At 60.3% G+C, this 12,254-nt stretch carries 7 protein-coding genes; 4 read left to right on the top strand and 3 right to left on the bottom strand.

Annotation, left to right across the window (positions count from 1 at the left end):
* Positions 1–29: 29 nt before the first annotated feature.
* Complete coding sequence (locus tag J0X19_RS24455; RefSeq protein ID WP_242583405.1) at positions 30–989, bottom strand: UTP--glucose-1-phosphate uridylyltransferase; 960 nt, start codon at positions 987–989, stop codon at positions 30–32.
* Between the two features lie 383 nt (positions 990–1,372).
* The gene (locus J0X19_RS24450; protein ID WP_206987042.1) at positions 1,373–2,470 is read right to left on the bottom strand and encodes a glycoside hydrolase family 43 protein; all 1,098 of its coding nucleotides are present in this window, start codon (positions 2,468–2,470) and stop codon (positions 1,373–1,375) included.
* Positions 2,471–2,955: 485 nt separating this feature from the next.
* Between J0X19_RS24450 and J0X19_RS24445 the strand changes: the two genes are divergently transcribed.
* The 4 genes from J0X19_RS24445 to J0X19_RS24430 all read left to right on the top strand — a co-directional run bounded on the left by J0X19_RS24445 (position 2,956) and on the right by J0X19_RS24430 (position 10,747).
* A complete protein-coding gene (locus tag J0X19_RS24445) occupies positions 2,956–6,096 on the top strand; it encodes a SusC/RagA family TonB-linked outer membrane protein (RefSeq protein WP_206987041.1) in 3,141 nt (1,046 codons plus the stop codon).
* A 40-nt stretch (positions 6,097–6,136) separates the two neighbouring features.
* Positions 6,137–7,711 carry a RagB/SusD family nutrient uptake outer membrane protein gene (locus J0X19_RS24440; RefSeq protein ID WP_206987040.1) on the top strand — a complete coding sequence of 525 codons (1,575 nt, stop codon included), beginning with the start codon at positions 6,137–6,139 and terminating at the stop codon, positions 7,709–7,711.
* A gap of 154 nt (positions 7,712–7,865) precedes the next feature.
* A complete protein-coding gene (locus tag J0X19_RS24435) occupies positions 7,866–8,927 on the top strand; it encodes a glycoside hydrolase family 43 protein (protein WP_242583402.1) in 1,062 nt (353 codons plus the stop codon).
* A gap of 209 nt (positions 8,928–9,136) precedes the next feature.
* Complete coding sequence (locus tag J0X19_RS24430) at positions 9,137–10,747, top strand: family 43 glycosylhydrolase (protein ID WP_206987039.1); 1,611 nt, start codon at positions 9,137–9,139, stop codon at positions 10,745–10,747.
* Between the two features lie 187 nt (positions 10,748–10,934).
* Here the strand turns inward: J0X19_RS24430 and J0X19_RS24425 are convergent, their stop codons facing one another.
* Positions 10,935–12,050, bottom strand: a complete 1,116-nt coding sequence (locus J0X19_RS24425) for a VWA domain-containing protein (protein ID WP_206987038.1) — start codon at positions 12,048–12,050, stop codon at positions 10,935–10,937.
* Between the last annotated feature and the right edge of the window lie 204 nt (positions 12,051–12,254).

The raw sequence follows: 12,254 nt of genomic DNA, 5'->3' as shown, positions 1-12,254 counted from the left end.
CCCTCCTCATCTGAGGAGGGGAGCTAGTTTTAGCTCTGCTGAGGCTTGCGAGCGTTGGCTTCGGCTAGTAGCTCTACCAGCGTGGTAAGGGTTTCGTCGTGGGCTTCGCCGGCCAGGCCCAGCGCTAGTTGGGCGCGGAGCAGGCCTTGCTTGCGGCTGAGGTCGTAGCGGCTGCCGCGTACTTCCAGGGCCAGATACTTATCGGAAGTGGCCAGCTCCTGCAAGGCCGGCGTGAGCAGGATATTGGTGCTGCCTTGCGCCACCTGGGTTTCCAGGATAGTGAAAATGCTGGGCGTGAGTACGTGCATCCCGAAGAAGCACAGGTAGTAGCCCGCCCGCAGGCCCGGCGTTTGCAGCTCCAGCTCGGCGAGGCTCAACGACGGCTTCTCGATGATTTTATCAATCTGATAAATACCCACCTGGCCGGCCACGTGCTTGCCCGTAACCGTACCGTAGCGGCTTACCTGGTGCTCAATAGTCGGGTTCACGGCCGATACGGCACATTCCTCCTGGGCGGCCAGGGCCAATAGTTGGGCCGCGCAGCGCTGCCGCGGCACGTCGGATACGTAGAGGTAGTCGCCGAGCAAAAGCAGGAACGGCTCCCCATTCACGAACTCCTTGGCGCAGTACACGGCTTGGCCGTAGCCGCGGGGTTCCTGCTGCTCGGCAAACTGGGTGCGGCTGAGCAGGTGGTCGATTTTCTCGGCTTCCTGCTTGGCCCAGTCGATGCCCTGGTACGATTTCAACAGGTTGTCGCGCAGGGAGTGGAAGGCGGCCAGGTACCGCTCACCGTCGCCGGGCGCGCACACAATGCACAGCTCCTCGATGCCGCTGCTGAAGGCTTCCTCGGCAATAATCTGAATAACGGGCTTATGGAGGCCATCCACATCCACCACGGGCAGCATAGATTTTTGAATGGTATCGGCTACCGGATAGAGCCGCACGCCGCGGGCCGCTGCCGTAATTACGGCCTTTTTAATCCTCATCATAAAGAGTTTACAGTCAAATTGTGACCTAACGGGCAAGTGAAAAAAGGCTAGCCCGCCCGTTGGGAATGCACAAATAAACGGTGAAAATGCAAGCGCTTTTCAAGCGCGAGAAATCTTTTGTTGAGGTAACCTTCGAGCTGTATTGCGCAAAGAATTAGCGAGTTGCTATCGGTATCGATACCGGTAGCTCGTCTACTGCCGTCGTGTCTTCCATCTACCAGCCCCACCGTCGCTTGCTTAAGCGGCTGACCCGAAACAGGGCCGGTGGAAGGCGGGCATAGTGGGGCGTATCAGGCAGTCTGAACTACTGTCTGCTAGTGCTACTAGTTGATAAGGAATCGGTTGGCTTTCCCTGAACCGGTGGGAAACAACCCACGCCGCCCTTACGGCCGGGGCTGCGGCGTGTAGGTGGGGCCAACGGCGCGGGGGCCCTGCGGCGTCCAGGAGAGCCGGTCGATGCAGAGCTGGCGCTCCTTCATGCCCGCGTCCCAGGCGTGATACACCAGAAACTCGGTTTTGCCATCGGGGGCCATGATGTGGGAGTGGTGGCCGGGGCCGCGCACCTTGCCGGGTACCTGGTGCAGGACACGCGCGCCGTTTTCGGCGCCAGCATCGGAGTACGGGCCCAGGATGGAATCGGCCACGCAATAATCCACGCCGTACCGGTCGGTAAGGAAGTTGGCGCCGCTGTAAAAGCAGTAGTATTTGCCGTCGTGTTGGCGCAGAAACGGGCCCTCCAGCGTGTGCCACTCGGCGAAGGTGCGGTTGTCGTAGAGCGGCATGGTGCGGTTTTTCTCGAACACCGTCCAGGGGTGGCGGGCCCGCATAACGGTGCGGGCTTCATTGGCCAGGCGGGTCATGCCCACCAGCTTATCCACGGCCAGGCCGGTGCCAGGGAGGTAGCCGTTGTCGGTGTCGATGAAGTCGCGAGCGTAGAATAGGTACCACTGGCCGTCGGAGTCGCGGTAGGGGTGGGCGTCGATGGTGAACTTGCTGGCGGGTACGTCGAGCAAAGCCGCCATTTCGTAGGGGCCCGCGGGGTTTTTGCTGGTGGCTACATGCAGGCGGTGGCCCACGGTGGCGGCAATGGCCCCGCCACCCATCGAGTAATACATGTAAAACGTGCCCTCGTGAAACACCACTTCCGGCGCCCAAAAATCGGCTCCTTCGGCCCCCGCAGGCGGCACCAACGCCCCACCTGCGGGCTTCCAGGTTACAAGATCAGGCGAAGTCAGGACCGTGAAAATGCGGTTGTCGGGGCTGGTGCGGCTCTGGCCAGTAGTGCCGAAGGCGTAGTACATGCCCTCGTGCTGCAACACAAACGGGTCGGGGAAGGAGTGGGGGTACACCGGGTTGGTGTAGGTGCCGCCGGTGTCCGTCGACTTGGAAGTGCAGGCATCCAGGAGTAGGGGCAGGGAGACTAGGCTGAGAGCAGAAGTGCGCAGAAACGACCGGCGAGAAGTGGAAAGCGGGTAGGGCATAGGGAGCGGGAAAGGTGAATAGCAGGGAGGTGCAATGAAGCCCGAAAAGCGGGCAGGAGAAAGTGACGGTAAGTAAGTGAATTACCGGATTAGTTGACGCAAACGTTTGCAATTTAGCTGTCGAGTTTAAAGACACTTGGTGTATCTTATTGTAAGGTGTATCAACGGTATAATTATAATTAAAATACGATTATAAATGATTAATTAATGTTATATATAAGAATAGTTAAAATAAATAGAAGCTGTGTTTAAGGCTATCTGTGTAACATGAACGAATGCAGAGGAAGGCAGATTCTGGAGTGATACGTGACGGCATAAGCCAAGGTGCAGGAGTGGAATATGTGGCTTTACTGTTGAGTTTGAGGCAATAGCGCAGGCGTTTCTGCTGGTTTTTTTGTGCTTCTACTGCTGAGCTACAACTTGATTTTTCCTGCAAACGTTTGCACATTGTCGCCCAGATTCCTTCCTTTTTCAATCCCACCCTCATGAAAAACCCTGTACCTAAGTCCGGCCGCCTGGCGTTACCGGCCGCCTTGCTCTGCTGCCTGCCTGCTGCCGTGCAAGCCACTCCAACGCTACATGACTACCTGCCCACCACGGCCGAAACTGCCGCGGTGGCCGTACCCGTAACCGGCCGGGTGCTCGACGAAAAAGGCCAGGGCCTGCCCGGCGTAACCGTGCTGGAAAAAGGCACGGCCAACGGTGCCACCACCGACACCGACGGCCGCTATACCCTAACCGTCGCCAGCGGCAGTGCCACGTTGGTGTTTTCGTTTGTGGGCTACGCCACCCAGGAAGTGCCCGTATCGGGCCGCAGCACCATAGACCTCAACCTGGCTCCTGACACCAAGGCGCTCAACGAAGTGGTGGTAGTGGGCTACCTCACCCAGGAGCGCCAGAACGTAACCGGCGCCGTGTCGTCGGTGAGTGCGCAGGAGGTGCGCCGGGCACCGGTAGCCAGCGTGGGCGAATCCATTCAGGGGCGCGTGCCGGGCGTGACCGTAACCAACTCCGGCCAGCCGGGGCAGGCCCCCAGCATCAACATCCGGGGCCTGGGCACTATTGCCAGCGGCAGCGGCCCGCTGTATGTAATCGACGGGCTGTGGGTGCAAAACCAGAGCGGGCAGCGTGACTTCAACCCCGCCGACGTGGAATCGGTGCAGGTGCTCAAGGATGCGGCTTCGCTGGCACCGTATGGGGCGGTTGGGGCCAACGGCGTCATTATTATCACCACCAAAAAAGGCCGCTCGGGTCCGCCGGTAGTAAGCTTCAGCGCCAATGGCGGGGTGCAGAACATCATCAAGCGCCTCGACCTGGCCAACGCCGCGCAGTGGGCCAACATCAACAACCAGGCCTACGACAATACCGGGCAGCCGCGCCAGCCCTACGCCGCCAACCCGCCGGCCGGGCTTGACACCGACTGGCAGGACGAGTTTTTCAAGCAGGGCTCGATGCAGGACTACAACCTGGGCTTTTCGGGCGGCGGGCCCAATTCCAACTTCAACGTGACGGGCGGCTACTTCCGGCAGGACGGTACCGTGGTCGGCCCCAAGTTCAACCGGTACAGCTTCCGGGTGAACACCGGCTTCAACCGGGGCCGGTTCCGCATCGGCGAAAACCTGCTGCTCACACGAACCAATCAAACCCGCCTGAACGCTGGTCCTCTCACCGGCTCGCCGTTCATCAACCTGCCGCAGCTGCTGCCCGTGACGCCCGTGCGTGACGCTACGGTGCCGGGTGGCTACGGCATCGGCAACCTGAACGCCAGCACGTTTGCCACCAACCCCATTGCCCTCCAGGATTTGTTCAACAACACCGGCGTTTCCAACCGCTTGCAGGGCAACGTGTACGCCGAAGTGGACATCTTCAGCTTTCTGCGCTACCGCCTCAACCTGGCCACTGAGTACCACGGCTTCCACGACCGGGAGAAGCGTAAGTACGGCGTGTGGCGCCTCAACGATGCCACCACGCCATCATCATACGCGGAAAACCAGGGCAATGAGCTGTTCGGCATGGCTGAGCACACCCTCACCTTCGATAAGAGTTTCGGCGACCATAACCTAACGGCCGTGGCCGGATACAGCCAGCAACGCTTTCGGCAGGAGTTTACCCGGGGCGTGAATTTCGAGTACGGCCGTGGCCCGACGTACTATTGGGCGTTAGATGCGGGCAGCCAGACGCCACAGGCTATTGGCTCGCAGTTCACCTGGGCCAAGCAGTCGTTGTTTGGACAGCTGACCTACGACTATAACGAGCGGTACCTCGTCACGGCCGCGTTCCGCCGCGACGGTTCCTCGCGGGTTGCTCCTAATAACCGTTGGGGTAACTTCGGCGCAGCATCGGTGGGCTGGCGCATTTCCAAGGAAGCGTTTTTCGAGGGGGTAACAGCAGTGTCCAACCTGAAGCTGCGTGCCTCTTACGGGCGACTGGGTAATGAGCAACTCATTGGAGCCTATGGCGGCTCCTATCTGTCGCAGGGCTACATCAACCCTAACGCCAACTATGTATTGGGCGGCAGCATCCAGAACGGGGCCATCCAGACGGCTTACGCCAGCACCGGCATCAAGTGGGAAGACCGGCGTACCACCAATGTGGGTTTCGACGCCAGTTTCTTGACGGATAAGCTGACTCTCTCAGCCGATTACTACGTGTCTCAGACTTATGATGCGCTGATTAACCCTGACTTAGCGCTGCTGTTCGGGAATGCCGGCTCAAACCCATATAGAAATGCTGGCAAGTTCGAAAACAAGGGCTTCGAGGCACAATTGAGTTATAGTGACACCAAAGGCAAGTTCCGCTATGGGGCCAATGCCAACCTAACTACTCTCAAAAATACCGTGCTCGATCTAGGTACGGCGGTTGGCGACGGCAGTGGCGCACCAAACTTCTTCAATGGGGGGCCGCAGGACATCACCCGGACGGAAGTCGGCTATGAAATCGGCTCGTTCTATCTTTTGCAGTTTGACGGCATCTACCAGACGGGCGAGAATATTCCGGCAGGTTTGCAGCCCGGCGACGTGCGCTACCGCGACCTGAACGGCGACGGCCAGATTACCGACCAGGACCGGGCGCACGTAGGCCGGGTGTTCCCCAAAATCCAGTACGGCTTCAACCTGAGCTTGGGCTACGGTGCCTTCGACCTGACGGCCTTCCTGCAAGGCGTACAGGGCAACGACGTATTCAACGTGGCCAAAACCTGGTACGAGCAAACCAACAACAACACCAACTACCGGGCCGACCTCAGCCCCTGGACTCCCACCAATCCGTCGAATACCACCCCCCGCGCTTTGCGCTCGGGTGGCAACGCGGGCAATACCCCCGGCTACAACGACCGGTTCAACAGCACCCGCTGGCTGGAAGACGGCTCGTACATGCGCCTGAAAAACCTGCAAGTCGGCTTCACGGTGCCCAAAGCCGTGCTGGAACGCACCAAATACGTGGCTTCCTTGCGCATCTATGCCACCAGTCAGAACCTGTTTACAGTAACCGACTACTCCGGCTACGACCCTGAAACCGTGGGCAGTGGCGCTTTCAATACACAGGGTAACAACTTAGCCCGTGGGGTTGACGACGGCGCCTACCCTAATCTTCGCTCGTTCACGCTGGGTATTCAGGCCGGCTTCTAAGCGGCGTTTTCCATTCTCTGACTTTTCAGTGTTTACTCTTATGAAATCTTCTTTTATAACTCGTTTAGGGCTGGCCGGCTCGATGTTGCTAAGTTTGGCCGCCTGCGAAAACAACCTGCTGGAGCAGGTGAACCCCAACCTGCCCACCGTGGAAACCTCCTGGCGCACCAGCGAAGACGCTGTGAAGGCCTCTACCGCTTGCTACGCCGGTTTGCAGGGCCTGGGCATGTACCGCCGCTGGCTGAACTTCGCTTTCGATTTGCGCGATGATACCGGCTTCAGCCAAAGCCCCTGGGGCGAGCTAGCCGACTTCACCCGCTTTCTGCAAACCAACTACAACTTCGAGGTTTCCAACAACATCTGGCGCGACCATTACCGCACCATTTACCGCTGCAACCAGGTGCTGGCCAACGTGCCCACTATTCAGGGTATGGAAGCGGGCTTGCAGAAGCGGGTGCTGGCCGAAGCGCGGTTTTTGCGGGCGCTCAGCTACTTCAATCTGGTGTCGCTCTACGGCAACGTACCCCTGGCCCTGACCCCGCCCATCGACTTGAATACAGTGTTTCCGCAGGCCAATGAGGCGCAGGTATGGGAGCAGGTAATCAGTGACTTACAAGCCGCGCAGGCTGATTTGCCCACCACCTATACCGGCAACGACATCGGCCGGGCTACCAAGGGCGCGGCCCTCACGCTGCTGGGTAAGGCCTACATGCAGAACCGCCGCTGGGCCGACGCGCAGGCGCAGTTCACGCAGGTAATTGCACTCAATATCTACCGGGTAACCGGCGTGCCTTACGTCAACAACTTCCGCCATACCACCGAAAACAACCCTGAGTCCATCTTCGAGGTGCAGTTTTCCGATGAGAAGAAGGGCGGCAACGACTCAGGCGGCGGGCCCGATGCCACCTCGTCGCAGGGGGGGCAACGCTCCCAGTTTTGGGGGGTGCCGGGCTTCGGTTTCAACGATGGGGAGGTGCGGCCCTGGGTGGTGCGCGAGTTTTTGCAGGAGCCCACGGCCACCGGGCAGCGCGACCCGCGCCTGGCCGCCACGGTGTTCTACAACCGCCGCGACCAAACCCAGTTTCCTAGCACCCTGCCCCTCGATGCCGACACGCTGGCCTACGGCACTGGCTTCCTGACCCGCTACGGCAAAGACGCCCGCAACCGGGCCCGCGTGTACTGGCGCAAGTACCAAACCGATTACTACCGCACGTTCGAGGATTTCGATTCGCCCATCAACCAGCGGGTGATGCGCTATGCTGACGTGCTGCTCATGCAGGCCGAGGCGCTCAACGAGCAAAACAACCAGGCGGCCGCCTTGCCGCTCATCAACCAGGTGCGGGAGCGCGCCGGTTTGGCCCCGCTTACGGGCAGCTACACCCGCGAAACGCTGCGCACCCAGCTCATGCACGAGCGCATCACCGAGCTGACCGGCGAAGGGGTGCGGTGGTTTGACTTGCAGCGCTGGGGCATGCTGTCCAACCAGGCGGACATCGACCGGCTGAAAGCCCGCGACCCGGACTTCAACACCTTCCGCTTAGACCGTTCGCGCCTGCTGCCCCTGGTGCAAACCGACGTGGACCTCGGCAAGCTTACTCAGAATACAGGGTATTAATTCACTGCATTGTTAAAGGGATGATGGCTGAATAGTTGAATTGTTAAATAGCTGAATTGTTAGTTGTTCTGGCAACGTTAGTAACAATCAACTATTCAACGATTCAACTACTCAGCCATTGCGTTTCGTACTTTCCACCCGTCTTTACTTTGTCATGAAATCAACTTCCTATCGTATGGTGCTACCTGCGCTGTTGCTCGGCTTGGTGCTGAGTTGCAAAAAGTCGCCTGATACCCCACCGGTACCGCCGCCACCGCCCACGGCCACTACCACGTACACCAACCCGCTGCTGGCCTCCGGCGCCGACCCGTGGGTGTACGAAAAGGACGGGTTCTACTACTACATGCACACCACCGGCGGCAACCTCACGCTCTGGAAAACCGCCAAGATGTCGGAGCTGGGTTCGGCGCCGAGCAAGGTAATCTGGACGCCGCAGGCCACTGGGTCTACCTCGCGCGACATTTGGGCCCCGGAAATCCACTTCCTCGACGGCAAGTGGTACGTGTACTTCACGGCCGGACCCGGCAACTGCTGCGGCGGGCAGCGCCTGTGGGTGCTGGAAAACAGCGCCGCCGACCCGACCACCGGCACTTGGGTGGAAAAAGGCCAGATTGCCGTGCCCGGCCAGGATTTGTGGGCCATCGACGGTACTATATTGGAGCAGAATGGCCGGCGCTACCTGGTATGGTCGGGGCAGGAACCGAACTCAGTGGAGCAGCGCCTGTATATCTGCCAGATGAGCAACCCCTGGACCCTGACTGGCGCGCGCGCGGAGTTGAGCCGCCCCCAACTCAGCTGGGAAACCATCGGCGACCCGAAAGTGAACGAGGGCCCGCAGGTGCTCAAGCACAACAATAAAACCTTCCTGGTGTACTCGGCCAGCCATTGCAGCACCGACGACTACGCCCTGGGTTTGCTCACGGCCAGCAGCACCGCCGACCCCATGCTGCCCGCCTCCTGGACGAAAACGCCGACCCCAGTTTTCACCAAAGACCCCGCCGACCGCGCCTACGGGCCGGGCCACAACAGCTTCTTCAAATCGAAGAACGGGCAGGAGGATTGGATACTGTACCACGCCAACGCCGAGCCCGGCCGCGGCTGCGGCAATGCCCGCACCCCGCGCATGCAAAAGTTCACCTGGAACCCCGACGGCACACCCAACTTTGAAACGCCCGTTCCCATCGGCGTAGCCCTCCCCGAGCCCGCCGGCGAGTAGCCACATAAAGCCATAGCTAGAAGCTAGAAAACTAGTTCCCCTCCTCGGATGAGGAGGGGTTAGGGGTGGTTGATCTGCCATTGAACGACAACTAGTTTTAGCTTTCTAACTCTAGTTATTCAACCACCCCTAGCCCCTCCTCATCTGAGGAGGGGAACTAGCTTTTAGCTATTACACAGTAAGAACTCAGTAGAACATAGAATTCCTACATGCTAAGAACCCGCACCCTTACCGCAGCCCTGGCCTTGGGTCTGCTTGGCGCCTGCCAGCAAACCAAAAGCACGGTCGTTACCTCGCCTACGGCCGGCACCGCCGAAACCCAGGTGGAAACCAACGAGCCGGCGCTTGCCATTGCCAACCCCGTGCTGGCCGGCGACTTTCCCGACCCGTCCATCACCAAAGTAGGCGACACGTATTGGGCCACGGCTACGTCCTCGAACTGGGGGCCGGTGTTTCCGCTGCTGAAATCAACCAACCTGAAGGATTGGGAGCTGGCCGGGCACGTATTCCCGAACGAGCTGCCGGCCTGGGCCGATTACTACTTTTGGGCCCCGGAAATCAGCCAGGAAGGCGACAAAACCTACATCTACTACACCGCCCACAAGAAAGGCGGCAACCTGGCCGTGGGCGTAGCCGTGGCCGACAACCCCGCCGGCCCGTACCGCGACCTGGGCCCGCTGGTAGGGCAGGAGGTAGGCTCGATTGACGGGTTTGCTATGCGCGACGAGAAAGGCGACCTGTACCTGATTTGGAAAGAAGACGGCAACAGCCGCAACCTGCCTACGCCCATCTGGGCGCAGCGCCTCAACGAGGAGCACACCGCGTTGCTGGGCGAGAAAAAAGAGCTGTTCCGCAACACCGCGCCCTGGGAAGGCAACTTGGTGGAAGGCGTGGCCATGGTGAAGCGCAACGACTATTTCTATGCGTTTTATGCCGCCAATGGCTGCTGCGGGCACAATTGCACCTACGGTACCGGCGTGGCGCGCGCCAAAAGCTTGCTAGGGCCGTGGGAGAAATACGAGAAGAACCCCATCCTCACCAAAAACGACAAGTGGGCGTGCCCCGGCCACGGCACCGTGTTCAACCGCGGCAACCGCTGGTACATGCTGCACCACGCCTATGACACCCGTAGCTTCGAGTTTGTGGGCCGGCAGGGCGTTGTCAGTGAGTTCACCTGGACCGCCGAAGGCTGGCCGGAATTCACCAACAACGGTTCCGTGCCGGTGCAGGCCGCACCCGTAGCCAAGGCGCGCAACCTGACCGACGAGTTTGATGGGCCCGTGCTGCAACCATCATGGCAGTGGCCGGTGCAGGAGCGGCCCACCGTGGCTGTGCGGGGCGGCCAGCTGCGCCTTACGGCCCGGCCTGAGCATAGTGGCGCCGCCCTTGGTCAGCACACCACTTCCGCCAACTACACCGCCACCACTACGCTGCTGAACCCCAACGGTTTGCCCGCTGGCACCGTAGCCGGCATTGCCGCCCACGGCGACCCGGAAAACACGCTGGCCCTCACCGCCGGCAGCGGCAAGCTGCAACTCTGGCAGCTGGAAAAAGGCAAGCAGAAAACCCTGAGCGAAACCAAGCTGCCTACCGCTGCTGCTTTAACCTTCCGCCTGCGGGCAGAAAACGGCAACCTGTTCCGCTTCGATTACAGCACCGACAACGGCAAAAACTGGCTGGCCATGCCTGCTGCCGGAGCCGCCGCCATCAACGGCACCTACCTGCCACCCTGGGACCGGGGCGTCCGGGCCGGGGTACTGGCCAAAGGCCCAGTTACTGCAACGGCTACGTTCGAGCGGTTCGAGCTGGATAGCCAGTAGCACATTGTTCTAATAGAAGCCGGGTGAGAGAGTAAAAGGATATGTGGGTAGGAAGGTGAGAGGGTAGAAGTTCAAGACGACTTCAATCCTCTTACCCTCTCACCCTCCTACCCACATACCCTGTTCTCATCTGGCTCCCCCTCTCCACAGAAGAGGGAGCCGGGGGGAGGTCACCGCCAGAACGGCTCTACACCTTCAACTCCCGCCCCTGAATAGCCGCCGCCATCAGCTCCGGAAACTGCGCAGGGGTGCAGGCAAAGCTGGGAATGTCGAGGGCGGCGAGCTTTTCGGCCACGCGCCGGTCGAAGCTGGGGGCGCCATCGTCGGAGAGGGCGAGCAGGGCCACTACCGTGACGCCCGCGGCGCGCAGGGCGGCGGCCCGCTTAATCATTTCGGCTTCGTTGCCGCCTTCGTACAGGTCGCTGACCAGCACCAGAATCGTATCGGTGGGGCGGGTGATGAGCTGCTGGCAGTAGGTGAGGGCCAGGTTGATGTCGGTGCCGCCGCCAAGCTGCACCCCGAACAGCAAGTCTACGGGGTCTTGCAGGTTTTCGCTGAGGTTGACCACGGCCGTATCGAACACCACCATGTGCGTTTTTACGGCCTTGATGGATGCCAGCACCGCCCCAAACACGCCCGCATACACCACCGACGAGGCCATCGAGCCGCTTTGGTCGAGGCACAGCACGATTTCCTTGAGCGCCTGCCCGCGCCGCCCGAAGCCCACCAGCCGCTCGGGAATAATGGTGCGTTGCGCCGGCTGGTAGTGCTTGAGATTCACCCGGATAGTGGCGCCCCAGTCGATTTCGCGGTAGCGGGGGCGCGGGTTGCGCACGGCCCGGCTGAGGGCGCCTTGCACGGCTTGCCGCAACGGGTTCGAGAGTTTCTGCTCTAGCTCCTGTACCACTTTGCGCACCACTTCGCGGGCAGTGTGCTTCACTTTCTGGGGCATCACCCGGCTCAAGGACAGCAGCGTCCCCACCAATTGCACGTCGGCCTGCACGGTGCGCAGGATTTCGGGTTCCATCAAGAGCTGCTGTAAGCCCAGGCGGTCCATGGCGTCGCGCTGCATGACGGCTACCACGTCGGCGGGGAAGTAGGTGCGGATGTCGCCGAGCCAGCGGCTCACGCGCGGAGCCGAGCCGCCAAGGCCCGCTTTGCGCTCTTTGCCGTCCTGCTCGTCGTAGAGGGCGGTGAGCACCTGGTCCATGCCTTGGTAATCGGGCGGGAAGGGCGTTTGGTTGTCGGCGTCGGCGGCGGAGCCTAGCACCAGTTTCCAGCGGGCAGCAGCAGATTCAGGCATAACAGAGAACAGGATAGGCGGGTAAGTAACGGCTTAATTGGCAATTACCCAAGGTGCAATCCTGTGGCCGGGCGTTTTGTCTGAAGTCAGGCTGATAGCGTCACGTTGAGAGTGGACAGTCAATTTAAAGCTCGTCATGCAGAGGCGCGGGCGGGGGGACTTCGCTGCTTGGGTTGTCTGGTTTTTACCTTTGGTTTTGGGGGG

The sequence above is a fragment of the Hymenobacter telluris genome (assembly GCF_017313265.1).
Taxonomy (GTDB): Bacteria; Bacteroidota; Bacteroidia; order Cytophagales; family Hymenobacteraceae; genus Hymenobacter; species Hymenobacter telluris.
The sequence above is the reverse complement of the archived record's forward strand: the minus strand, read 5'-3'. Positions and strand labels throughout refer to the sequence as shown.

Excerpts from the sequence above, each read along its gene's own strand:
- J0X19_RS24455 (WP_242583405.1), bottom strand. The coding sequence starts at position 989 with ATGATGAGGATTAAAAAGGCCGTAATTACGGCAGCGGCCCGCGGCGTG.
- J0X19_RS24435 (WP_242583402.1), top strand. The coding sequence starts at position 7,866 with ATGAAATCAACTTCCTATCGTATGGTGCTACCTGCGCTGTTGCTCGGC.
- J0X19_RS24440 (WP_206987040.1), top strand. The coding sequence starts at position 6,137 with ATGAAATCTTCTTTTATAACTCGTTTAGGGCTGGCCGGCTCGATGTTG.
- J0X19_RS24445 (WP_206987041.1), top strand. The coding sequence starts at position 2,956 with ATGAAAAACCCTGTACCTAAGTCCGGCCGCCTGGCGTTACCGGCCGCC.
- J0X19_RS24430 (WP_206987039.1), top strand. The coding sequence starts at position 9,137 with ATGCTAAGAACCCGCACCCTTACCGCAGCCCTGGCCTTGGGTCTGCTT.
- J0X19_RS24425 (WP_206987038.1), bottom strand. The coding sequence starts at position 12,050 with ATGCCTGAATCTGCTGCTGCCCGCTGGAAACTGGTGCTAGGCTCCGCC.
- J0X19_RS24450 (WP_206987042.1), bottom strand. The coding sequence starts at position 2,470 with ATGCCCTACCCGCTTTCCACTTCTCGCCGGTCGTTTCTGCGCACTTCT.